Source organism: Paenibacillus sp. AN1007 (genome assembly GCF_040702995.1).
In the GTDB taxonomy this organism is placed as follows: domain Bacteria; phylum Bacillota; class Bacilli; order Paenibacillales; family Paenibacillaceae; genus Paenibacillus.
This window is the reverse complement of the sequence record NZ_CP159992.1, coordinates 1,926,424-1,952,728: the sequence shown is the minus strand read 5'-3', so window position 1 is coordinate 1,952,728 and position 26,305 is coordinate 1,926,424. Positions and strand designations below refer to the sequence as shown.

The window sequence follows — 26,305 nt, the reverse complement described above, 5'->3', positions numbered from 1 at the left end:
GCACCCCGATCACTATTTATAATTTAGGCTCATTCAGAAAAAATCCATCTCCATCAGCTCGGTCAGCGAATGATCATCCATGTCTTCTTCATTTAATTTAATGTGTTTGATTTCCTTATGAGGTTCAAGGCATATCGTTGTCAGAATCAGCAGCAAATTTTGTGACATGGCTTCAATCGCTGTTTTCTCAAACAGAACTGTGCTGTATTCAAAAACGGCTTCCAATCGATGATCTGACTGGGTGACATACAGCGTTAAATCGAACTTGGACACATAATTATTGGGAGCGTAAGGCTGACAGGTGATACCATCCATTTGCAGTTCTGACGAGCCTGTATTCTGCAGTACAAACATCGTGTCGAACAACGGATTTCGCCGTGCATCCTTGGTCAGATCAATTTTTTTGATCAATTCCTCGAATGGATAATCCTGATTTTCATAAGCGTTCAGCATATTTTCTTTGACTTCCAGCAGATATGCTGCAAAAGTTTTATCGCCCGCAGGCTGATTGCGAACAGCCAGTGTATTTACGAACATGCCCATCACCGGCTCCAGCTCCGCATGTGTTCTTCCCGCAATCGGCATACCCACGATGATATCTTCTTGTCCACTATATTTAGATAACAGAATGGTATAAGCCGCGAGCAGAATCATGTATAATGTTGTTCCTGTCTGAACCTCTAATTCTCTCAACCCTGCAGCGATGTCATCTTTCACCACAATGTCCAAACGATCTCCCTCATAACGAAGCGTGTCAGGTCTTTCATAATCTGTTGGCAGTTCCAGCAGCGGAATCTCCTCATTGAAAACCTCGAGCCAATACTGCTCCTGCTTTTTCATCCAATCGCTTTGAAGCTCGCTCTGCTGCCACTCCGCATAATCCTTATATTGGATTCGAAGAGGAGATAACTCTTCTCCGCAATATAACTTGCTGAGTTCGGTCATTAGAATCTGCACAGATAATCCATCAGCAATAATATGATGCAGATCAACCAGCAGTACATGGCAGTCCTGTTGAAGTTCAATCAGTCCAGCTCTCATAAGCGGTGCTTGTCCGAGATCAAATATGCGAATAAACTGCTGCACTTGATCTTCCAGGTCGTGTTCCGCTGCCTGGATAGACTCAATAACAAATTTCACCTCAGGATATATGATTTGTTTGGGCTCTCCATGGATAACTTTGAAAGCTGTCCGAAGAGATTCATGACGATCTACTAACTGCTGGAAAGCTTCTTCTAATCTTGTCCGATCGAGCTTTCCTTCCATTCTGAACATGCCTGACATGTTGTATATGAGTTCCTCACCGGATTTAATGCTCATAATGTACATCCTCATCTGTGCAGAAGAAATAGGATAATATTCTTTTTCTGCTGCTTGAGGAATGGACCGGTTAGCCTGCTGCTCCATCTGATCTATAGACTGGGCCATTTGCTGCATCGTCTGCCATTCAAAGACGTTTCTGACCGAGATACGAATACTCAGGTTTTGATGAATTTTGTAAGCCAGCTTTGTTGCGCGTAAGGAATTGCCACCTATATCAAAGAAACTGTCTTTTATACTGATTTTATCTACACCAAGTACATCCTTCCAAATGGGCAGTAGCGCTTTTTCTGTGCTTGTTCGGGCTTCAATATAGTCACTTCCCGTCAGCATATTTTCCAGCGGAGGCGGAAGTAAACGGCGATTAACCTTCCCGTTAGATGTCAGAGGCATCTTTTGCAGCTGTATAAAGTAAGCTGGAACCATATAATTGGGCAGCATGGTGGAGAGAGTCTGTTTCAACGCTGCAGCGGTTTGTTCGAAATCCGCAGTGAAGTAAGCACATAGAGATTTGTCCCCGTCTGTATCCTCATGCGCCGTAACGATCGCTTCTTTCACACCGGGTACATGTAACAAAGCTGCTTCCACTTCGCCCACTTCAATCCGGTAACCGCGGATCTTAATTTGATGATCGATTCGTCCCAGATACTCCATAATGCCGTCCGGCAGCCATCTGACCATATCTCCAGTTTTATACATGGTCGCACCTTGTACAAAAGGATCACGTACGAATCTCTCTGCCGTCAGCTCGGGCAGGTTCAAATACCCTCTGCCTACACCGTCGCCGGAAATACATAGTTCTCCTACAACACCTATTGGCTGAACTTGTTCATGTTTGTTCAATACATACAAGCGGTTGTTTCCTAATGCTCGGCCAATCGGCAGATGATCTCGTCTATTTTCTGTCTGAAGCTCCTCCGGACCGATACGGTAAGCCGCAGCATCGACACAACATTCGGTCGGACCATACACGTTTATAATCGTTGGTGGTGCTGCATAGCTAAGCGTGAACAACGTATTTAATTCAGCTGCACTTTGCTGAGAAAGAGCCTCTCCGCCAATGAGCATATATTTTAACGAGATTCCCTGCACGTCTTTTGCCCTGCTGAGCAATTTCAAGTGCGCAGGTGTACCATCGGTCAGATCAATTCGATACCGCTTGTAAAAATTTATTAGTTCTTGTCCATCTCCTACCACTTCCCTGTCCGCGACAAACAAAGCATGTCCGGACAGCAGCGCGCCAAAAATCTGCTTCACCGATGCATCGAAATAATAAGGTGCCAGCACAGCAATGTGCAGACCCCTATTCGGCTCATCAATGACCTGGCTGTACAGCGAAGTAACCAGATGAACAACTTGAGCGTGTTCGATCATCACACCTTTCGGCATACCCGTTGTACCTGAAGTATAGATTACATAAGCTAAGCTTCTGAAATCGCCTGTCGCCTTCAAGTTGGAGAGCTCAGATGCATATGTTTTTTCATCGTTTAAATCGATTATTTTGCCATCAAAAGACACCCTTTGTTTGAGGTGCTTCTGCACAACTAACAACTTTGCTCCTGAGTCACGCAGCATATGCTGCATACGATCTTCGGGAGATTCCGGATCAAGCGGAACATACGCCCCGCCTGCTTTTAAAATGCCAAAGATGCCAACGATCATGTCCATGGAGCGATCTGTCATGATGCCTACGAGTTGGTCCGCACCCACACCTTCAGCTCTCAGCGTATGGGCCAGTTGATTCGCCCGTTCATTCAATTCACGATACGTTAATCGCTGATCACCATAACTAACGGCCAATTGGTCAGGTGTCCTTGCGACCTGTGCCTCGAATCTTTCCTGAATGGTATATTCTCGAGAATAGTCCATGGCATTGTCGTTAAATTCATGTAAAAGGACGTACTGCTCTTGTTCAGACAGCATTTGAATATCGGACAATAACATATCCGGTTTGATTACGATGTCTCTGAGGATATGAAGCAGATGTGTCTTCATGCGTTCAATGGTGCTTCGTTCAAACAGATCTGTCTTGTAATTCAAATGCATCTCCAGGCCCTCATTATCATCTTCGACAACGAACATCAGATCATACAAGGATACGCCGACGTTAATCTCTCTCACCTTGAAATGACAGTCCTTTTTCTTTCTTTGGTTCAATGCTGTATTTTGAAAAAGATACATGGTATTAAATAGTGCCGTTCCCGTCGTCTCACGATGCGTGTTTAACTTCTCGACTAGATGGTCAAAAAGATAGTCTTGGTTAGCGAGTGCATCCAGAGATTGATTTTTGATCTCTTCAAGATAGCATCGAAATGACTTATTCGCGGCAGGCTGTGATCGAACTGCCACCGTCTGAATAAAGACGCCGATCATATGCTCGACATCCGGATGATTTCTTCCGGATGTTGGCGTTCCTAAAATAATATCCTCTTGGGCCGTATATCGATGAAGCAGCACATTATACGCTGCCAACAACACCATAAACAGCGTGGTGCCCGTCTGTTTGGCGAGTCGCTCCAAAGATTCTTTCAAATGCGGTTCCAGAACAAATGACAGCCTTGACCCCGCCGAAGTCAAGTGAGGTGTTCGAACAAAATCGGTAGGCAGATTCAAATAAGGGATTTCCCCGCTGAATTGATCCAGCCAGTATTTCTCCTGCTCTTTGTAGGCGTCACCTGCCATGTAGTCTTTCTGCCAGGCGGTAAAGTCCTTGTATTCAACCTTGATCTCCGGCATGCTTTTTCCTTCATATATATCAATAAGTTCATTAGCAAGAATACCCACCGAATACCCATCCGATATAATATGATGCATCTCAATTAGAATCTCAGCATGATCCGCATCTGCACGAATGAATTCGGCACGTATTAATGGAGCTTGTGAGCAGTCAAATGGTCTCGTAAACGACTTAACCTGCTGGTCCAATGAATCTTGACTCAGTTCTGATCGTTTCACTTGAAACTCAATGGAAGGTGCGATGGTTTGATAAAGCTCTCCATCAATCAAATGAAAACTTGTACGAAAAGCTTCGTGACGCTGCACAATTTGTTCTAATGCACCAATCAATCCAGCTTCATCGATATGTCCTCTGACCGTGAGATGACCGCACATATTCTGAAACACACTGTTCGGTTCAAATTGATCCAGAAAATAGATTCGTTGTTGTGCGGGAGAAGTCTCGTAAAACGCTTTGATGTCAACCGGTTTAATCGGAACGAGTGTACTATCACTCTCCCCTGTAATCAGACTGGCAAGCTCATTCAGTCGTTTATTCTTGAATAATTGAACGATCGAAATCTGCTGCTGAAACTGCTGATGGACTTTGGAGAGCATCAAGGTGGCCTGAAGCGAATTTCCTCCGAGATCAAAAAAGTGATCATTCCTGCCCACTTGATTCACGGACAATACGTCCTCCCAAATCTGCGCCAGCTTTTGTTCAATACCGTTAGCCGGATACACAAACTCGGCAGTACGCCTAACGCCAGCAGCATGCTCAGTTTTAAACTGACTGTACATATCATGCAGCTGCACCTGCTGCTGATCTGAAAATAATGATAAAGATGAGATTTCAGCTTCCGGATGGCTCACCATGCCTTGAAGCAAGCTTTTGAATCCTTCGCACCACAACTTCATCATTTCATGTCCAACCAGATCGGTATTGTAATCAAAATCAAGATACAATTCACGATCCACATCCGTAATATTGAGAAATAAATCATAAGAAATATGTTTGATCGGATACGAAATAAACTGCGTCTCCATATTCTCGAATTGGAGATGATGAATCGTTCTGTCCATATTAAATAAAATGCGGGTCTCCGGTGCCTTCATAGGTGCAAGCTGCTCGGTTACCATCGGTAATGGAACGCGCTGGTGCTTCATGACAAGAGCCAGCGTCTCCTTAAGCTGAACCATATGCTCTGAAACAGACCGCTCCGCCAGCACGGCAGAATGAACAGGGAGTATATTGACACAGTTACCCATCAGTTCGTTTTTCCCCATATGGGACTGCCCCGCTGCTGGTACCCCAATAACAAGCTGGGATTCACCGGTAAGTTGATGCAAATATAAATGGAATGCTGCAAACATCGTGACGAACAAACTGTTTTTCTTCGTTATACTCAGAGTTCGCAAGGATGTGGTTAATTGATGGTCCAGCTTAATCGAGTATCGTTCACCTGAGTATCCCTTTTGCATGCCATCGGAATATTCCGTTGGCAGCATGATGCGTGGATAAGACAAGGAGAACCGATCTTTCCAGAACTGAATTCCTTCGGCAAACGCTCCCTTTGCATGTTCAAGCCGCTGCCAGGTCAAATATTCCCGGAATGGAGCGGCTTCAGCCAATCGAATCGGGACCTCCCGAACAAGAGCAGCATATATCTGCTCCAATTCCTGAATGAACAGAGCGATCGACCAGCCATCTGCAATAATGTGATGAAAAGTCAGCACCATAACATATTGATCCGCTGCCTGTTTAAGCAAAGTTATTCTAAACAGAGGTTCATCGGATTGCAGGTTGAACGCTTCACTCGCATTGCTCGATAACCAACGTGATATCTCCTGCTCCTGCTTCTCTCCGGCATACATGGTGAAATCAAGCCACGTGCACTGAAATTCCATGAGTGCTCGGATTTCCTGTGTTTCACGGTCTGCATGAACGATCGTTCGCAGCGCTTCATGACGCTGCACGATCTGATTCACAGCCTGTTCCAGAGCGGACGGGTTCATATGGCCTTTCATTTTTAAAATAACATGCTGATTTAATGCAGCATTTGCATCTTCACCGTGCAGTGTAGTTAGTAATAATTGTTTCTGGTCCAAAGACAGGGGAACTTCCATAACAGGCGAAGCACCGGGAATAAAGCCCAACTGCTGCAGATCATAGACCGTCTCTTTCACAATCTTAATGATTGTATTCATGTCGTCCTTGGAATGAACCGTAGAAATAAAACAATTGCGACCTTCCCAAATATATAAACCTTTATGGATCAAATGGTAGAAAAACAGCTCCATGTCACCAAAGGAAATAAACCTGAATAGTGATCCGAAGTTCACCATCTGAATAGGTACATTGGAGGTATTAAAAAATTCATTTAATTCATTTACAAGATCCTCTGTTCTCTCATTTAATTCTTTATATAAAGTTCCTGCTTCGGCTTGAAGGTGCTGCAGTACCGCTAAAGTTACTCGCATCGTAAGCGGATGGGTGCAGAACGTCCCACCAACAAACGTTTTTTTATCCGCATCTGAAGGGTATGATTGATCACCAAAGTTCCAGGTTCCTCCATCTACGGCACTCATGAATTCAGCTTTGCCCGCCACGATGCCAATAGGCAGCCCTCCGCCAACCACTTTTCCATAGGTGACCAAATCAGCCTGAACGCCAAACCATTCCTGTGCTCCGCCTAACCCGATTCTAAATCCGGTGATGACTTCATCAAAAATAAGTGCAGTGCCCGATTGTGCTGTAATCTCTCGAAGCTCATGCAGGAACTGGGTTGGCTGCAGATCAGGTCTCCGACTCTGTACGGGCTCAACGAGAACCGCAGCCAATTCATCACCCATCTGACGAATCAGTTCAAGGGACTGCGGATGGTTATAATTCAAAATGATCAAATCATCGATAGCGCTTTTGACAATACCAGGAGCCATGGGCAGTGCAGAAGACAGGGTCTGGGCGGGATTCGCCACACCTAATACGCCGTCGTGTGTACCATGATAGGATCCGGAAAATAATACAACTTTGGAACGCCCCGTTACTGCTCTCGCCAAACGCAGCGCAACCATGACGGCTTCTGTTCCTGAATTATAAAATGCGACACGTTCTACACCCGTCAACTCCGAAATTTTGGCTGCAGCATCTCCTGCCAAGTCTGACATTGGGCCTAACGGGGGCATCTGTCCCTGAATGCTTTCGGCCATTATATTTCGGATAAACGTTGGATTATGGCCAAATAGATTTACACCAAATCCCATCGTCAGATCCAAATATTCATTCCCATCGATATCCCATAGTTTAGATCCATCAGCACGTGCTGCGATAATAGGATACACCATTTCCTTCCAATATGAACGGAATCCAGCAGCATTGCGATTGTTGGCGTGCACATAACGAGTGCGATCTGTTTGTAACTTGGAGCCGATCGTTTTAGCAGTATATTTCGCTATAAATTGTTCAATATACTGGTTCTGCAGCTCCGAGAATGTACTTTCTTCCTGAATTTTTATTGATTGATACGGTATAAATGGCTTGATTTCTTTGGAATCGGAATTCGATGTGACTTTTTCCATTGCATTGTCTTCCCTTTTTAGCGGTACTTCTATGCGTTGTTTAACTTCGTGGGGTTCGTTCTGTGCATGATGCTGTATTGGCAAAGAAGTTACTCGAGCAGCCGTCTGCTCGCCGAGCAGCAAATTCAGGCTTTTTAATTGGGATTCCATCAGTTGAATCGCTGACAAAACAACTTGCTCTGAATTCGCTGCAGATTGGACCTGATTAGTGTGAGGGACCGATGCAGTAAATCGCTGCTCAGAATGTTCCTGCTCTGGTACATCATCTAAGTGTGCGGAACTATCCATTACTTTCGTATTTTCTGCCACATATTGCACTAAAGAATTGATATTCGTGAGGGTTTCAAAAAACATTTCCATTGGAATGTCCAGGCCAAATCCGTCTGATATTTCTTTCTGGATCTGCACAAGAATGATAGAGTCCAGCCCCATCTGCAAAAAGTGTGCATGATCATCTAACTCTGCCAGCTTCAGACCGGATGCACGACTGATGCTTGTCTTAATTTTCAACTGCACATCATCTATATTTTTCTCCATAGGAAGCACGTCCCTTTCTTCCCTATGTGTCACAGGTATCGGCTGCTTGACTTCAATCCAACACCTTTTCTGTTCAAATGGATATAAAGGTAAAGGAATTTTGGAGATACCTTCACCATCATAAAACCTCTCCCAATCAATCACTGCGCCTCGTGTAAACAGTTCCCCGAATGAACGTAAGGATTCTGCCTTTGGCAGTGCATAGAGATGCTCAAAAACGAGTGTTCTGTCTTTTGGGGTACAGCCAAAGTAAACATCTGTAAGCTTATTTTCACCGCGTGTAATGTGTTCCAATTTCTCATACAATTCCTGCGTACTCGTTATTACGATCGCGAGCCGGTAATCAAGACTGGCTCTTCCCCTACTTGCCGTATAACAGATCTGTTGAATGCGAACATCACGGTTCTCCCTGGTGTACCGAAGATACATTCTGACCAGGTCATTCAATGCCCGATCATTCGCAGCAGATAACACAAACAGATGGGGCTCTTGCTCCGAAGCTTCGGGTACGGTTTTGGATGAAACGTATTCTTCTAGAACCACATGTGCGTTAGTGCCGCTGAAGCCAAAAGAACTGACCCCGCCTCGCAAAGGCCGTTCCTCTTCACCCAAGTCCATCAATTCCTGATTCACATAAAAAGGAGAGGATTCAAATTTCAATGCAGGATTGGGGCTGTCAAAGTGAACCAAGGGCGGAATCGTTCTATGCTGTAACATGAGAACAGATTTAATTAAACCGGTGATCCCCGCCGCTTCAAAACTATGCCCCATGTTGGCCTTGGCTGACCCGATCGCACAGAACTGTTTCCGATCCGTATATTTTTCAAACGCCTTACGTAAAGCATTAAATTCAACGGGATCACCTAATTTGGTTCCTGTCCCATGTGCTTCTATAAAGTGGAGTGTGTCCGGAGTAATGCCGGCTTGCTGCCATGCGTGTTCAATGACACTCGTTTGTGACTCGGGATTAGGTGCTGTGATTCCCACCGTTTTGCCATCCTGGTTAATCGCACTTCCTTTAATCACGCCATAGATATGGTCCTTGTCCTTCACAGCCTGCTGCAGGGGCTTCAGCATAACTGCCCCAACACCTTCCGCAAATCCGGTGCCGTTCGCATCCTCGCTAAACGTTCTTGTCAATGCATCTGGAGACTCCATATCGAGTCCGATACTGATTGGTAATAATGCGGTTCGAATACCTCCTGCAATAGCCATTTCACAATCTCCTGCAAGCAAACCTCTACATGCCATGTGAACGGCAGCAAGTGAAGAGGAACAAGCTGTATCTATCGTTATGGCCGGGCCTTTCAAATTTAAGAAGTATGCAATTCTGCTCGCCAGCACAGATGGTAGATTTCCAATAATATAATGTTTGATCTCTGATGGATAATTTGCAGTGATAAGGCGTTCATAATCATAGCCAACTTTGGAATATCCCACATACACTCCTACTTGGCTGCCGCTTGTCTCCTCGCCTGCATACCCCGCGTCTTCAAGCGTATGCCACGCAGTTTGCAGGAACATTCGTTGATTCGGGTCCATAAATTGGGCGGATCTCGGGGTTAAACCAAAGAATGAATAATCAAATTGATCGATCTGATCTAAATAACCACCTTTGATCCACTCCATTTCGTTCATTTCGCTGTGAATAGAATGGATATAATCGACTGCGTCTTTGATCCGAGGTTCAGGATAATCCTTTATGAAGTGTCTGCCCTCTGCCAATACACGCCAAAACTCATCTGCATTTGAGGCTCCGGGAAGATTCATCGACATGCCAATAATGGCTATGTCATTAGAGGATGGCTGAGATTCCTTGGCGAGATTGGCTCTTTTATGTTCACTGCGTCGGTCACCAGCCAAATATCCTGCCAAATCCGTTATCGAGGGATAGGTAAAGAGGTCTGTTACGGCCAGTTCTTCTCCGTATTTTTCTTCGATTCGTTCAGCAATCTGCGCCAGCTGCAGTGAAGTGGCACCCATATCGAAATAGCTGTCCTCAAGTTCAATTTTTTTTCCGACCATCACTTCAGCAAAGAGAGACAGTAATTCACGTTCCAGCACTTGAACGGAAACGGATGCCTTTTGTCTATTCTTGTCATTGACAAGTGCTGCTTCGATATTCGCAGACTCGGATGCAAACTTTCCTGCTTCATACTGCTTCGCTAACTGATAACGCTGGATTTTCCCACTTGTTGTTTTAGGTAACTTTTTAATGGGCAGTACTTCCTTGACACTCCATCCTCCGTAAATATAGAGATGTTTTTTTATATCTCTGACTAACGGCAGAAAGTGTTCGACCTTTTTTTTATAAACGACAAATACAATAATTTCTTCACTCTGACTATTCGAATCAAATACACCACAAGCGGCAACTCTACCGAGTTCAATCTCATGCAGTTGAGTGGCTGCACGTTCGATGTCATGGGGATATATATTTTTACCGTTAATAAAAATGATGTCTTTCTCTCGTCCTGTCACCACAAGATTACCGTTCATCATAAACCCCAGATCCCCTGTATTCACCCATCCATCGCGAGTGAATAACTTCTCGGTTGCTGATGGATTATTGTAGTACCCTTGAGTGACATTATCCCCCTGGATTTGTATCTTACCGATCATACGATCCGGAACAGGGTTCATTTCCTCATCACATATTCGAATACGGCAGTAGTCAACAGCCTGACCAACGACAGCAAACGAAGCCACATGCGCTGCATCCTTCTCCACTTCGATGACATGCTCACCAAAATTCAGATGGCCGCGGTGAACATAGACCGCTTCGAACTCTTTATCTGTTTCAGGAAAGGAGACGGCTACTGACGCTTCTGCCAATCCGTATACGGTAAACATAGCTGTTTTCTTCAACTGATAGGCTGATAAAACATTCAGGAACTCGTCGCATACTTCCGGTAATATGGGTTCGGCCCCGTTATAGATGATTCTGACACAGGATAGATTCCATCCCTGGGCCTTGTCTTCGCGAAAGAAATTCAAAAAATATTTATAACCAAAATTAGGAGAGGAGAGGATAGTGGCTTGATGCTGATTGACTTTCTTCATCCATAGAATTGGTTTTCGAATGAATAATTCCGTTGGCATCAGATACTGATTGATACCTGCCACAAGTGGAACGAGGTGGAATCCGATCAAGCCCATATCATGGGTGAGGGGCATCCAGGAGAGGAAACTATCGTTTGCACTAATCTTTGCGCAGTTGATTGCACCACATGCGTTGTATATCAAATTGCGGTGTGTGAGCATAACTCCTTTGGGATCACCGGTTGATCCGGACGAAAATTGAATAAATGCCAGGTCTTCTGACTTGGGCTCACTATATTTAACAGTCTCATACTCGTATACCCTGTCATGTATGATTTCCGCTCTCTTCTGCAGGTGACGATAAAAATCCGTCAGTTCATGTTCCAGTGCGAATTTTTTCATTTTCTCCAGTACCTTTTCAGATGCAATCATAAAGGGGGCGTTCAACAATTCCCAGATACGGTATACCTTCATATTTTGATCTTCATCTTCACCAATACTTACAGGTACAGGGATCATTCCACCCAATAAACAAGCCCAAAATGCGACTAAAAAACATTTATTTTCTTGAATCTGAAAAATAATTTCCTGCCCGGGTTTTATGCCGACGCTTTGCAAATAACCCAAATAACCTTTAGCTTCGTCCAACAGTTGACGATAGGAAACCAGAGTTTCCATCTTATCAGAATCAATAAAACGAATCCCCCGATCTGTCATTTTGCTTCTGTCGCGAATGACGTCTACTAGTGTTTGAAATTGACTGGTATACATATCTCTCCTCCAAATGGAATCATCTCTATGAGACTTATCTAATTAGTTACACATATTTCTTGCAAAATTTTACCATAGAAATATATGTTATTTCAAGAAATTTATTGTTACTATATGGTAAAAAATAGTTTTTTAACGAGTGGATTTTTACATGCTCATGACAAAACATATCCATTTTTGCTCCCTTATAGATCGAAAAAAATAGACACCTCCAGTGAAGGAGATGCCTATTTTGCCTGCTCTGATCCAATTGTATGTTCTCTTTATTCCATTGCTTCAATTAACCCGTGCTTCACAAAACTATGATACAATCCGTCTTCTTCTACGGAGTACGTGATGTCATCAGCGATCTCTTTCAGCCCTGGCTTGGCATTGCCCATAGCAATACCTACAGCACAGAATTCCAGCATCTCGGCATCATTCATCCCGTCGCCGATCGCAATTGTATCTTCACGTGACATCCCCAGATGTTCGAGCAGGTCAGCAATGGCAATCGCTTTGTGAATTCCCGGGATCATCAGCTCCCCGCTGCCTTCTCCAAAAACAGGTACGGTGCACTGAATCACTTCGAACTTGCCTTCGAATTCCTGTTTGATTCGTTCAAACGGAACAATCGGGCTTTCCAGGAAACATACCTTGTTGACGTCTTCCTTATACAGATCCGCTTCACCATACGTGAGCCCGGCAATAAACGGGTGAGGTTTGGTCTCTTTTTTCTCCCGGGCAGCCGGTTCGTTATCCACATCACCATAAATGCGGCGTTCCAGATGAGCTTGAAGATGGGTGCTTGCATACAGTGCCGAATTGGATTCAAGATAAAAGTCAATGCCGTGTTCATTAAAGAAATCGACCATATGTCGAACATCTTCGGCAGTTACTTTTTTATGATATAACACGTCAGAGCCATACTCTACGTATCCCCCGCCCGCACCAATCAAACCGTCGAAGCCAATCTCCCAGATCGAATCATAGATTTCAGCCTTGGAGCGGCCCGTGCACAGATAAAGCAGATGTCCGTTCTTGCGCGCTTGTTTACATGCCTGCTGCGCTGACAATGGAATGCTGCCGTCATCATCTACCAATGTGCCGTCTATATCAATAAATACAATTTTGGGTTTGATACTGTCCATCTCGTTATACCCCCGTATGCATCTCTACGATGATCTTATGATATTGTTGAATATTCTTTTTGATCTACTCTCTGTTAACAACTGCCCGCTTCACCATATCACGAGTGTATTCTCGTATCTTTCACAAAGACCGCAGTACACAGTACTATGGATTTCGAGGTGTTCGCTGATCAATTAATTTTTCTAAAAATGCAGCAAATGAATCCGCATACACTTCAGGTTCCCCATTAAAGTAATCCAGACGCATCACCTTAAATTCTCCAAGTTCATCCGTTGTTCGTGTATCAAAATAATAATATTCATCCTCGTCCGGGATAAACAGTTCCAGCTTTCCTTCCTGCTTTGCCTGTTCATCTGCAAGTCTGTAGATATATAGAATGTCCGTATCCGTGTACTCTCTGTGCTCTGATGAAGTAATGGTTAGAATCCCTGTCCCGCTTAACATCGCTTGCCCATAATTTAGAAGCCACCATCGGTAGGAAGGCGGTAATGAAAAACCCAGCTCCTGCTCGACTTCAACAATCCAGCTCTCCTGCACCTGATGATTTGGAAACCACTTTACAGCCTTGGTATGTTTCAATTTTTCAATCAGACTCGTGTACATCCCTACATCTCTCCGATCTAAATGTTTGTGAATTTGTCCATATGCACAATCTGCCATTCATTCTGCTCTTCCGCAATGAACGTAAATCCCTGTCGCTCCCAGAAATCAACGGCTCCAGGCAAAAAACGATGGGTATGCAGGTATAACGTGGTATAGCGCATTTTGGTTACGATCCGCCCCAGCTCCTGAACCAGCAGTGAACCGATGCCGTACCTGCGATAAGCAGGATCGACATAACATTTGACAATCTCCGCTGCAGCGTTATCCGAGTACCTGCCTTTAATAACCTCAATCCGTCCATCATAAGGAACAATACCGATGGAGCCAACAATGCCTGCTTCGCCTAATCGGGCAATCAGAAAAACGGCATCCTCCCGGTGCAGATAATGTTCGGTAAACTGTTGAAAATCTTTAGGTAATACGCTCGGATCTATCATGGGAAACACTTCACCGCGTACACGCATGGCAAACTCAATCGCCTCCTCAATCTCGTGGGACTGGACAGGCTTTACTACAACTTTGGTGTTAACTTCTGTCAAAAAGTCACTTCCCTTCATTCTCCATTTGGAGATGCCGCTTTCTTCTTAACAACTTCAGCCCCTCCTATCCATACGAATCAAATAAAACTATCAATCCGTCTATACTCCCGACCATTTTGAGAGAAGGCCCGCGCATTCTGATAGACTCCGCATACGATAAGGCGTATCACAATCTAAACTGGGAAAGGGGGGAAACCAATGTGGGTATGGCTTGGTACTGCAGCCGTTTTGATGTTGATCTTCATCTGGTTCACCCTTCGTTATACTGATCAAAGAGCAGCCAGCAAATTCGATCCTCACGCGCCCCATCAGCTGCTGATTAGGTTTAAGGAAGGTACAACACCAGATCAGATGCACACCCTTCATCGCAAAAACAAATGTAAAGTCGCTGAAACATATGAGGATCTCGGTTGGTATCGAATAGAATCACGTCAAAAAATGCACCGCATGCTCAAAAAGTACAAGGGTCATGACGTTGTTGAACATGTTCATCCAAACTACCTTGTAGAAGCTTCATTTATCCCGAATGATCCGTTCTTCCCCTACCAGTATAATCTGACTAAAATCAATGCCCCTGCTGCATGGGACCTCAATCAAAGTAACAGCTCAATTAAAATTGCTATCATCGATACAGGTGTTCAGTTAAACCACCCCGAACTTGCGGCCAAGCTCCTGCCGGGCTACGATTACGTTGATTATGACAGCATCCCTGAAGACGGAAACGGTCACGGAACCCATACCGCAGGCATTGCCGCTTCCATTACGAATAACGGTGTAGGCATTGCGGGTACAGCCCCTCTTGCTTCCATCGTGCCCATTCGTGTGCTGGATAACAACGGTCAAGGTACCATTGGCAATGTGGGTAACGGACTTGTTTTTGCAGCCAATAATGGCATACAGGTCGTTAATCTCAGCTTGGGCGGTCCAGCAGGAGATGCTTTCCTCCAGGCTGCTGTGCAGTATGCTTGGGACCGCGGAGCCGTCATTATTGCGGCAGCAGGTAATGATAATACGTCATTTCCCGTTGTGCCCGCCTCTTACCCCAACGTCATTGCCGTAGCGTCCACCAACTCGTCCGATCTGAAATCCAACTTCTCCAACTATGGATCCTGGGTCGATATGGCTGCACCAGGTGATTCCATTCTCTCCACTTACCTCGGGGGTTCCTACGCCTATCTAAGTGGAACTTCCATGGCAGCTCCACAAGTTGCAGGCGCTGCTGCTTTGCTCGCAGCTCAAGGCAGAACCAATGCCCAGATCCGGGATGCACTATGTTTTGCTTCAGACCCTGTTTCCGGTTCCGGGATCTATTGGACGTACGGGCGGCTGAATGCCTATCAAAGCCTTCAAGTACCTTAAACGCTCCATCCAGTCACTCCATGCAGAGAACAACTGCTTTTTGCTTCCCAAATCAAATGTGTTAAAAAACCATGGACCTCCTGTATCGGAGCGCTCCATGGTTTATACAGTTAATGCCGTTTCGTGTTATACTTTTGCTGCCCAGATTTCAATCTCAATTTTAATCTCGGGTAGACCTAGTGCCGTAATATATCCAATGACAAGATGTTCTATATTACTAAATTATATTAAATTCTATTTTATGGGTCAAACTCATACGATCATAAGAACACAGGAAGAACTTGATTTAGAAATACTGTGCTCCATTACTCGAGATAACTTCTTTGTACCAATGAAAGCTTTTCTTTCTTACTCTGCGAAATGTTCCGCTTCCATCGTTATTTCTGTCTACATAAATATAGCCATACCGCTTCTTCATCTCGCCCGTACCTGCACTGACCAGGTCAATCGGCCCCCAGCTGGTGTATCCAATAAGCTCTACACCATCCTGGATCGCTTCGGCCATTTCGGCAAAATGGCTGTTCAGATACTCAATGCGATAGTCATCTTCAACGGTATCATTGTCCAGCAGTACATCAGATGCACCCAGTCCATTTTCGACAATAAACAGCGGTTTGCCATAGCGGTCATGCAGCTGGTTGCACGTAATACGAAGCCCTTTGGGATCAATCGTCCAGCCCCATTCCGATGCTTGCAGATACGGGTTCTTCACTGAACCAAACACATTGCCTTCTGTGGAATTCTTCAAGATTTCCGGGTCAGCACTTGTACACCGGCTGGCATAGTAGCTGAACCCGATATAATCGACGGTATGCTGCTTCAAGATGTCGGCATCTTCCGGCTGCATCTCAATGCGAATGTTATTCTCCCTGAAAAAACGTTTCGTATAACCGGGGTATTCTCCCTTGGATTGTACATCAATGAAGAAAAACGATTCGCGGTCTTTATCCATGGCCTTCCATACATCTTCCGGATGTGAGCTGTAAGGGTAGACCATACCCGCAGCCAGCATACATCCAATCTGAGCATCCGGAACCATTTCGTGACAAGCTTTAACGGCCAGCGCACTTGCAACCAATTCGTGGTGAGCCGCCTGATATAATACCTGCTCCTTGTCTTCACCTTCCTGAAGCACAATACCTGCGCCGATATATGGTAGATGAAGCAGCATGTTAATCTCGTTAAAGGTCATCCAGTACTTCACCTTGTGCTTATATCGATTGAATAAAGTTTTGGCGTAGGTTTCGAAAAAACCGACCATCTTGCGATTTTTCCAGCCACCATAGTTTTTCACCAAATTCACAGGTACATCAAAGTGACAGATCGTTACAACGGGTTCAATGTTGTGCTTCAGCAGCTCGTCAAAGACATCATCATAAAATTGAAGTCCCGCTTCATTGGGCGCTGCATCATCGCCATTCGGGAAAATTCGTGCCCAGGCTATCGAAAGCCTGAGACACTTGAATCCCATTTCTGCAAATAACGCAATATCTTCCTTATACCGATGATAAAAATCAATTGCTTCATGTGAAGGATAGAACTCTCCTTCTTTGGGTTCAAACGAATCCAGGTTACCGAGTGCAATCGGATAACGATTAGGTCCAATGGGAATCAGGTCAACCGTGGTTAACCCTTTTCCCCCTTCAAGATAAGCACCCTCCAGCTGATTCGCAGCTGTTGCGCCTCCCCAGAGGAAATTTTCCGGGAAGGCCTTCATTTTTTCAAACATTGAAGTATTCCTCCTATGCATAACAAGCGTTCAGAATTCGATTCGATCAAGCTGAAATTAGCTCAGCACAGTAAGCAGCTTATCCTTCTCGTTCACACTTGCACTTTTAGTAGGGACCACGTCCAGATAATCGGACGTATTGGTGATAATAATCGGAGTAACGGTCTCATATCCCGCATCTTTAATGGCCTGCAGGTCAAACTCCATAATCAGATCACCTGCGTTGACACGGTCACCGTCTTTCACGTGGGCCGTAAAATGCTGCCCTTTTAACTGCACTGTATCTTGACCAATGTGAATGAGCATCTCTACGCCATCATCTGTGACAAGGCCAATCGCATGTTTGGTCCGATATACCGTCTGCACAACACCCGTGATTGGCGATACAACTCTACCGCTAACAGGACGAATGGCAATACCTTTACCCATGTGCTCTCCAGCAAACGTAACATCATTAATTTCTTTCAGTTCAACCACTTCACCCGCCATCGGGCTTACAATTTCATAACGGTTGTTAGGATTAGGATCAAGCACAGGCGCTGGTGCTGGAGCAGTCGTTTTTTCTACCGGATCTTTGAAACCAACGATATACGTCAGAATAAAACCAAGTACAAACGCAACCAGCGTAGCAACAATTGCCATGTAGAATGTAGAATCCAATCCGCTTTCTTTGTTAATAAAAGTTGGATAACCGAATACGCCAAGTCCGCCAATCATATATATTTTTGAACCGGCATATCCTAGAATTCCGCCTCCAATACCACCTGCAATACAGCTCATAATAAATGGTTTTTTCAACGGCAGTGTAACTCCGTAGATAGCGGGTTCAGTTACACCAAAGATACCCGAGATAAAAGCTGGAATACTAAGTGTTTTGATTTTCGTATTTTTAGTTCTCAGTAATACCGCAAGTACTGCACCAATTTGAGCAAATGAGGCGGCAAAGGACATCGCGACAACTGGATCAGCGCCTGACGTGCTGAGATTGAGAAGCGCAACCGGAACCAGTCCCCAGTGAAGTCCGAACAATACGAATACCTGCCATAACCCGCCGATAATCAATCCCGTAACGATCGGGCTTAATTCATAAATGTTGGTTGCTCCAGCACCAATTAACTGTCCTGCCCATGTAGAGATCGGACCAATGACCAGGAAAGTTGCCGGAACAATAACCAGTAAAGTAAAGAACGGTACAAGGAATGTGCTTACTACTTTCGGAATTACGTTTTTAAAGAATCTTTCAAGTCTTACAGCTACAAATGTAGCGATAATGATCGGAATAACGGATGAAGAGTACTCCATCAAAATAACCGGCATACCCAGGAACGTAATATGAATTGGCGATTCAAACAATGTGCCTGTAAATAGTGTATACAGCGGATCGCCTGTTTTAAGCCCCGCCAGCGTTGGATATACGAGAGAAGCACCGATGGCCATACCCAGGAATGGCGAACCACCGAATTTTTTGATTGCCGTATAACCCAGGAAGATCGGGAAGAAGTAGAACAGACAGTCACCGGTTGCTTTCAGCAGCTGATACGTACCGGAATCCTGTGTGATCCAGCCGAAGGCCACAAACATCTCGTTGAAACCTTTGATCATCCCCGTTGCTGCCAGCAATCCGAGGAGCGGTGTGAACACACCCGAGATCATGTCGATAAATCGACTGAACAATCCTACTTTCTTACCTGAATCATCCGCAGCTTCCTCGACCTGTCCTTCCGTCGGGAAATTGCCCGCTTTCACCACAGCTTTATACACATCCGGCACTTCGTTGCCGATTACAACCTGATATTGTCCTCCGCTCTGCATAACGGTGATTACACCTGGCAGATTTTTCAGTTCTTCCGTTTTAGCAGCGCTCTCATCTTTCAGTTTGAAGCGCAGTCTTGTCACACAATGGAATACGCTGTTTACATTCTCGCGACCACCTACACGTGACAGAATATCTTTTGCTAATTGATCGTAGCTGCTCATTGTCATTCTTCCTCTCTGAGTAGACTCCCCATGCCTGTGAAACAAAGAAAACCTGAACCACTGAACAAGCATAACGTACCGGAAATCCGGAAATCAGTTATGTTATTCAGCAATTCAGGTTTTGCCCTTAACGGTTGCAACCCTGTAAGGCTGTACACATTGGTATATAATTGGATTGATTAGCAGCATCATCTTCAATCCTGGGACCTCACGGCCGGAGTTGCCTGATTGAACAGTTACAATCCGATTAATGATGTATGCGCTTACTTCTTGGGATCATCATAGTACATCTGAACTACATTTGCAAGCTTTTTTTAAAAATATGCATTCAGACCGTATGATTACTCAGATGTGGAATGAACTACACGCTCAATATGAATTGTCAAATACATCAATTCTTCGTCAGTCAGTTGATAGGTGTAGTTATTTTCAATAAATTTCTTGATTTTAACAGAGCACTTATATGCATCCGGGTACTTCTTCTGAATCATTTGGAACAATTCCTCGTCATTGTTACTCCTGTAGTGTTTTCCCTTAACCAGCCGCTGTGCAAAAAACTTCAGGTGTGTAACAAAACGAGTATAGTTCAGCGAATTCTCATCAAAGTCCATTTTGAAGTGATATTTGATTATAGTCAGGATTTCCTGCATAACCTGCGTCATGCTGCGAATGTTAGGCATCTCTTCGTTCAGTGCCGCATTCACAAAATGCAGCGCCATAAATCCGGCCTCATCTTCCGGCAGAAGTACGCCAAACTGATCACAGATCATATTTAACGCCTCAAGCCCGACCTCATACTCGTCCTTGTACAGCTGCCTCGTTTCCCATAACAAACCGTTCCGAATCGGCAGATTGTTGCGATACCGCTCGATCGCAAAATGAATATGATCCGTCAGATGCAAATAAATGCTATCGTTTAACTTCTTGCCAAGCTTCAGCTTTGCATAGGCAATAATTTCCTCAGACACTTTCATATACTCAAGCGGGATACTTGCGATTAATGCCTTAAAGTTCTCCTGGATATCTTCATTTTGTAAAGTAAATATCTTGTCAACATGCTGGTCCGAGATCAGATCACCCGCCTTTTTCTGAAAAGCGATACCCCGACCAATAACAATAACCTCTTGTTCATCCTTGATGGCAACTACCGCATTATTGTTTAACACCTTCTCGATCTTCACTTCATCACTCCAATATACAGAAAAAGGCAAACCATACCTGCGTCTTGAGGTTACTGGACATGCCCTTATCTCATCAATGTAAACTTATATGTGCGTTCATGGTATTACATTTCCCTGGTTTATGCAACATAAACCGTTTCGAGCTGTTCTTCAAAGAGTTATCACCGTTTTTTATTGCGGCGGTCTCGCTCCAACTCTGCCTCAATCTTGCGGTTAATGACTTCCATTCTCTCAGACGACATCCCATCTACCTCCTTGAGAGCTTGTTCCATCTCATACTCTTCTGACTCTTCCTTTTTCATTAATTTCAAATGATTTTTAATGGCCTGAATGTCCTCACGCATATACTGGGTCTGTCTGTACTGGTCAATGACTACTGCAAAGATGATCGCACCTACAATAATCGGCCCATATGGAAACAATATACACAAAACTGCACCAACCAATAAAAGCATTAAAAAGTACATTCGTCTCCTCCTTTTGGGTGATCTGGTGAGTTGTCATATACTACAAACTGAAATACTTCTGGATTAATCGTGCGGTTTGATCTGGACTTATATTTGTATTATTTATCCGAAGATAACGTTCATGTGTAATCTCACCCGGTTCGGAATTTAATCGGTAATCGTTCATGGAATCCAACAAATCCTGTTCAGACCATGCCAGATCTCTTTTAGTAGGTTTATACTGCAGCCGATTCTCACTTTTGTTGCGTTCCAACCGTTCAAATACTTCTGCCTCGAGCTCTACGTAACACACCTCAGCACCCTGAGCCGTAAACATGTCGGTAAGATGCCGAATGTAAGCACCGTCTTGTTCAAGATCAAAGGCCCATACATAAGTGAAAATAAGGCCGGGCAGCTCGCTTTTGGCAGCAGCCTGAAACATTTCCTCCCTGAATAATCCGACCAGACGCTTCCCTTCCGGAGTGTCGTAACTAAAAAAAGGCGATACCAAATCAATGGTCATATGATTATGAAACAACTTGAGATCCGAGATTTTCTCCAATTCCTGTCCAACAGTCATTTTCCCCACGGCCTGCGGCCCAAAAATAATAACCAGTTTCAACATGTTTCCCCCTCGCCAGATGTCTTTATATGCTCAGCAGTACTGCGTTTTCATCCATAAATTATATTTATTGGACATTAATTCATCATACCTGTTATGCCTCAAATAAAAAAGAGATTTCAAGTTCCCCACAAGAGGAGCTTGAAATCTCTTTATACTTATTCACCTATTTTTCTAGCCCAATTAGACTTAACTACCGTCCGATGAGGACCCATCCCCATTTCAATCGACGGAGACCCACGGCACACAACCAGGAGAGAAGCAGTGCTGCAATGTAAGATAATACAATACCAAGGCCGAAATGGCGGGCAAAATCATCGGTGAGTCCCTGTCTCCAAAACAGTAAAATTAAAGGATGGATTAAAAAGATACCAAATGCCACCGTGCCCAATGAGTCCGCAAATCGAGACACTCTATATTCCTTTCTTCGCTCTCTTGTACCCACTCGTTCGCTCAGAATCAGAAGCGTTAAGCATGCAGAAAGGGTGAATATATTTCGTATAAGGAACAGCACAATATAGGCCACCGTCGGCCATTCCATCAATGCTGTCTTAATGTCGTCCGCGGCATACATGGAAATCGCCGCTCCGGATATAAGTGCGGCCAGCAGTACATAACGGAAATGAACCACCTTTTTCATCATCCATTCAAAGTTCAGTCCAATCCAGGCTCCGAATCCGATTACGATGAAATAACTCGGAAGCATACTGCCTGTTCGTTCGAACTGAAATTTCAAATGTAATGCGTAAAAAAGTGCTTGACCCGCTATAAAATACAAAGGCATATACCGCTTAAACCAAGGTTGTTTTGTCAAAGAAAGCAGCCAAGGAAATACGATGTAAAATTGAAGAATAATTAAAAAAAAGTACAAATGAGTATGGGCAGTCCCCAGCACCAATTGCTTCGCCAACTGCATGCTCTCTGCCAGTGGCTCCCTGCCTGCAATCCATTTTTTAATCACAAAATAGATTAGAGACCATGCCACGTATGGTACAAATATGTAAAACATGCGCTTCTTATAGAAGGACATTACCCAGCCCTTCTCGTCCATCTTGACACTATAGTTATAGAACAAAACCAGGGAAGACAAAAATAAGAAGGCCGGCACTGCAAATTGCAAAAATGTGTTCCAAAAGTAAAACAAATCATGATCAAACGTGTTTTTCGGATAATGCGCAACGGCTGTTGATGTTGCATGAATAGCTACAACTGCCATAATGGCGATTGCACGGTATAGATCCAGATACTCTATACGCCGGGGTCGATTAACGGGTTGACTCATACATATAACCTCGCTTGTCTCTGATATGAAAGATAGTTTCCGGCTGCAATCCAGATTCCAAATCTTATTTTAATCAGCTGGCGAGGAGATTACAATCTTAATTTCTATCATTTTCGACAAATTATTTATGTATCAGTCTATCTATGAATAATTTTGCATTTTTCCAGGAAGACATCTGGGGAAAAGCATACTGTTCACGCTGCTGTTTATTCCACGGATGGGGGATGCAGATGACTTTTCGTCCACTTTCGAAAGCCGGAACCAGATTATGCGGCCCGTCATCAATCAAGAGATCAAAAGCCAACAGGTTTTTACGTTTGCATGTCATAAACTGTTCCAGTGTAATAAAAGGCATGTGCCGCTGCAGCCAGTTCCACTTCTCCCCTACCGTTCTCGGTTCAGCCGCTGTAACAATAATCAGATCATAAGCATCGTTTAACTTTCGCATCTCTTCTACTACATACTCATCATATAACTCCAGCTCTTCGAACAGTCCGGGTCGCCCGTAAAATACGTCATGTGTGCTCTCAGGATGACGTAAGTGAGTTGTGTCCCAGTGAACCATATCTTCATATTGAAGCGGATGGGTCGGGAAGCTTATGTTGTTATGGTAAATCGCCCGCTTGACCAGATGACAGATCGTGTCATCCATATCTACGGCTATAATCGGTTTTGTCATCGTCATTCCTCCCCCAATACGAACACAGTATATCATCTCAGGCGGGATGCAGTCATTCTTTTTACATATGAGCTGTATAAAAAGATACATAAAGTTCATTTTAAAAGAAACAGGCAGCATGCAACATTTTCCTTTTGATCCACGTTTATAAATATATCCGGGCAGCAATATCTAATAAACTTACACTTATCGACCAGGAGGAATACTCATGAAAAAATATGTTTCTATCACCGCAGCGATCGCTTCTATGACACTATTGTTATCTTCGGCACCTTCTGTATTGGCAGCACCCGCTCCGGTATCTACAGTGCAGGAGACACAGAGTACACTGAAACTGGATCAAAAGGTAACCAAACAATTAACGGATGCAATTACGGCAATCGCAGGAAAACAGCCGATTCAATTCACATCCGTAGAAACCGCTTTTGAGAATTGGATTGTTAACAGCAAGCTGACAGGAAAAGCTGAAGCAGATATCATACAAGAGTATGATTCCAAAAAGGGAAAAGTCACCTCCACGTTGATCACTTACAAGGCTGATGATCTTGAAAGCGTTATGGATGAAGCGCTGCGAACCCAAATAAAAGCATTTCTGAAGTCTTTTGATAAAGATAACAAATTCCAAACCGAAGCCTTCTGGCGTGTGAAACAAGCCGTGAACGACGGCGGACTCAAAAACTATTGGGTCATCTGGGGTCCTAAACAAAGTCTGTACGTGGATGTAGATCACAACAACCAATTATCTGCAAGCATTCAATATAATATTAAAGATGCACATGCTTCATTGACCAACAAAGCCCGGAATTCCGTCAAAACCCTTGGCATTTCGCCTGTAAAACCGTTTGACTATGCGCAGCTTACGAAAGAAAACAAAGACACCCTATGGAAATATCGGGATGACAGCAACTTGAACTATGTGGATATCGGTAGCGAAACCGGGAAGGTATGGAAGGCTGCAAATGAGCTTGGTCAAGACTGGAACAATGATGCTGATTTCAAAAAATCATTTGCCAAACCCAAGCTGAGTAAAAGTAAAGCATTGTCGGCTGCGGCACCAAAAGTAAAATCCATCTTCGGCCTTCAGCTGAAAGGATACAGCGTGCATATTAAAGATAATGAATATACCTTTAAGAAAAAAGGTGCAGCGACTATCATCGGTAAAATTAATAAAAAGGGGACCTTCTATTCGTTTGAAGCTGTTCCCGTAAACGGGGTACGGAACTAACAGGTCATGAATAGACCTGACCTTCTCATAATCTCTTCATTTCTTTCGCTTACCCTTGTAAGCTGATAAAAAATGCCCTCCTTCCAATCAGGAAGGCTGGTTCAAGCACCATCCGGTTGGAGGAAAGCATTCTCATCATCCATTACTATATCTATAATTTGCTTTAAATGAGGCCCCTTCTTTCATGGAGGGGCTGTTTTTACTGCCCGAAGGTAACGTTAATCTGTACAATCTCGGAACGGCTGCTTGTACGGATGGGCGGTCCCCAGAAACCAAAACCCGAGGTAACGATGGAATGCATGGAGCCTTTTTGCAAATAACCCCAATCATTCTCATAGATCGCCTGCGTAATAAATTGCGCAGGAGCAATCTGGCCTCGGTGGGTATGACCGGATACAACCAAATCCACCTTGTTCTGCTCTGCAATATCCAAATCGTAGGGCTGATGATCCATCATGATCACAGGCTGACTCAAATCGGTATTCTGCATGAGCGCGGCGACGTCTGCCCGATCCTGCTCGGTCCGATCCTTACGTCCAATCAGCGTGATTTTGTTATCCAGCGTAATTTTGTCATCATACAGCACCTGCATATCGCTTTTCTCCAGCGCTGCAATCAGATCCTCAATGGGTCCATCAAACTTGTCATGGTTGCCTAGAGAAGCGTATACGCCATAAGGAGCCTTGATATCACGGATGATATCGGCAATACCACTCTTTTCGTACATCGCCAGATTGTCATCAATCAGATCACCGGGATACAATACAAGGTCCGGTTTGAGAGCGTTAATCTCCTGTACCATCCGCTTGGCATGAGCAGGCCCTGACAGCAGACCAAAATGCATATCGGCAGCCATAACAATGTTAAGCTTGTCGATGCCCTCTACCTTTTTATCGATCTGAATCGCATACTGCCTGACAACTGGAGAGTACGCATTAAAAATGCCATAGCCCATTGTAGAGATAAGCAGGACAAGTGTAACAACTCCCGCCCATTTATGCGCGTGATGCCTCGGGATACGTGTTAACCGCAGCAGCCACAACGTCAGGTGCACAATCGGCAGAATGAGAAGTAAGAGCGAAAAAATCGCCAGCCAGTAGGAACCAATTATACCGAGAAATGATATGCTGCCGAACAGCCGCGCCAAAATAAAAGAAACCGCCAGAAACACCAGTGCTGTAACATACAACCAGCGAAATCTGGCCGACACGACCGGTTTCATCCAACTCCAGCCGCTCCAGCCTATGTAGAAAACTAATAATCCATATACGAGCAAAAATATAATACCTACGAGTACAAACATGCCTGGCCTGACCCCCACGTTCTAATGTGATTTACTGCATCATTAACCGGACACATGTCCGTCTGAACTAGTATAACGCAAACCAAGGGACTCCAGCATCTTATTACAATGCTAATATAGGTACATTTTATTACAATTTGGTGATATTTAATTTTAAGCAATTGATAATGCTGAATTGCTGCTGCTATTCTTAGAAATTAATTGGCAAAAAAACACCTCTGCCGCCTTCCCCAGAGTAAACTCTATAGGATGGAAGCAGAGGTGT

At 44.2% G+C, this 26,305-nt stretch carries 14 protein-coding genes and 1 pseudogene; 2 read left to right on the top strand and 13 right to left on the bottom strand.

Annotated features, from left to right (window positions below; genetic code table 11):
• Positions 1 to 33: 33 nt before the first annotated feature.
• The 4 genes from ABXS70_RS08895 to ABXS70_RS08880 form a co-directional block, all read right to left on the bottom strand.
• Positions 34 to 11,964 (bottom strand): amino acid adenylation domain-containing protein, encoded by an 11,931-nt coding sequence (locus tag ABXS70_RS08895; RefSeq protein ID WP_366295333.1) that lies wholly within the window; start codon positions 11,962 to 11,964, stop codon positions 34 to 36.
• Positions 11,965 to 12,227: 263 nt separating this feature from the next.
• Positions 12,228 to 13,094, bottom strand: coding sequence for a Cof-type HAD-IIB family hydrolase (locus ABXS70_RS08890; protein ID WP_366295331.1), 867 nt, complete (start codon positions 13,092 to 13,094; stop codon positions 12,228 to 12,230).
• A gap of 145 nt (positions 13,095 to 13,239) precedes the next feature.
• The gene (locus ABXS70_RS08885) at positions 13,240 to 13,698 is read right to left on the bottom strand and encodes an SMI1/KNR4 family protein (RefSeq protein WP_342551530.1); all 459 of its coding nucleotides are present in this window, start codon (positions 13,696 to 13,698) and stop codon (positions 13,240 to 13,242) included.
• A 17-nt stretch (positions 13,699 to 13,715) separates the two neighbouring features.
• A complete protein-coding gene (locus tag ABXS70_RS08880) occupies positions 13,716 to 14,237 on the bottom strand; it encodes a GNAT family N-acetyltransferase (RefSeq protein WP_366295328.1) in 522 nt (173 codons plus the stop codon).
• A gap of 198 nt (positions 14,238 to 14,435) precedes the next feature.
• Here ABXS70_RS08880 and ABXS70_RS08875 point away from each other — a divergent pair, with 198 nt between their 5' ends.
• A complete protein-coding gene (locus ABXS70_RS08875; protein WP_342551532.1) occupies positions 14,436 to 15,596 on the top strand; it encodes a S8 family peptidase in 1,161 nt (386 codons plus the stop codon).
• A gap of 126 nt (positions 15,597 to 15,722) precedes the next feature.
• Here the strand turns inward: ABXS70_RS08875 and ABXS70_RS08870 are convergent.
• The 8 genes and pseudogenes from ABXS70_RS08870 to ABXS70_RS08835 form a co-directional block, all read right to left on the bottom strand.
• Positions 15,723 to 15,800, bottom strand: a pseudogene (locus ABXS70_RS08870) (RidA family protein); the annotation flags it as partial.
• A gap of 82 nt (positions 15,801 to 15,882) precedes the next feature.
• A complete protein-coding gene (locus tag ABXS70_RS08865; protein WP_342551533.1) occupies positions 15,883 to 17,325 on the bottom strand; it encodes a 6-phospho-beta-glucosidase in 1,443 nt (480 codons plus the stop codon).
• 57 nt (positions 17,326 to 17,382) lie between these two features.
• Entirely contained in the window at positions 17,383 to 19,302 is a 1,920-nt protein-coding gene (locus ABXS70_RS08860) for a beta-glucoside-specific PTS transporter subunit IIABC (RefSeq protein WP_342551534.1), read from the bottom strand.
• A gap of 341 nt (positions 19,303 to 19,643) precedes the next feature.
• Entirely contained in the window at positions 19,644 to 20,483 is an 840-nt protein-coding gene (licT, locus tag ABXS70_RS08855) for a BglG family transcription antiterminator LicT (RefSeq protein ID WP_342551535.1), read from the bottom strand.
• Positions 20,484 to 20,644: 161 nt separating this feature from the next.
• Positions 20,645 to 20,950 carry a hypothetical protein gene (locus tag ABXS70_RS08850; RefSeq protein WP_342551536.1) on the bottom strand — a complete coding sequence of 102 codons (306 nt, stop codon included), beginning with the start codon at positions 20,948 to 20,950 and terminating at the stop codon, positions 20,645 to 20,647.
• 40 nt (positions 20,951 to 20,990) lie between these two features.
• Positions 20,991 to 21,551, bottom strand: a complete 561-nt coding sequence (locus ABXS70_RS08845) for an AAA family ATPase (protein WP_366296576.1) — start codon at positions 21,549 to 21,551, stop codon at positions 20,991 to 20,993.
• Positions 21,552 to 21,744: 193 nt separating this feature from the next.
• Complete coding sequence (locus ABXS70_RS08840; RefSeq protein WP_342551537.1) at positions 21,745 to 22,833, bottom strand: acyltransferase; 1,089 nt, start codon at positions 22,831 to 22,833, stop codon at positions 21,745 to 21,747.
• A 121-nt stretch (positions 22,834 to 22,954) separates the two neighbouring features.
• Positions 22,955 to 23,512, bottom strand: a complete 558-nt coding sequence (locus ABXS70_RS08835) for a hypothetical protein (RefSeq protein ID WP_342551538.1) — start codon at positions 23,510 to 23,512, stop codon at positions 22,955 to 22,957.
• Positions 23,513 to 23,720: 208 nt separating this feature from the next.
• Here ABXS70_RS08835 and ABXS70_RS08830 point away from each other — a divergent pair, with 208 nt between their 5' ends.
• Positions 23,721 to 24,737, top strand: coding sequence for a hypothetical protein (locus tag ABXS70_RS08830; RefSeq protein ID WP_366295324.1), 1,017 nt, complete (start codon positions 23,721 to 23,723; stop codon positions 24,735 to 24,737).
• A 199-nt stretch (positions 24,738 to 24,936) separates the two neighbouring features.
• Here the strand turns inward: ABXS70_RS08830 and ABXS70_RS08825 are convergent, their stop codons facing one another.
• Entirely contained in the window at positions 24,937 to 26,040 is a 1,104-nt protein-coding gene (locus ABXS70_RS08825) for a metallophosphoesterase (protein ID WP_342551540.1), read from the bottom strand.
• Positions 26,041 to 26,305 lie beyond the last annotated feature (265 nt).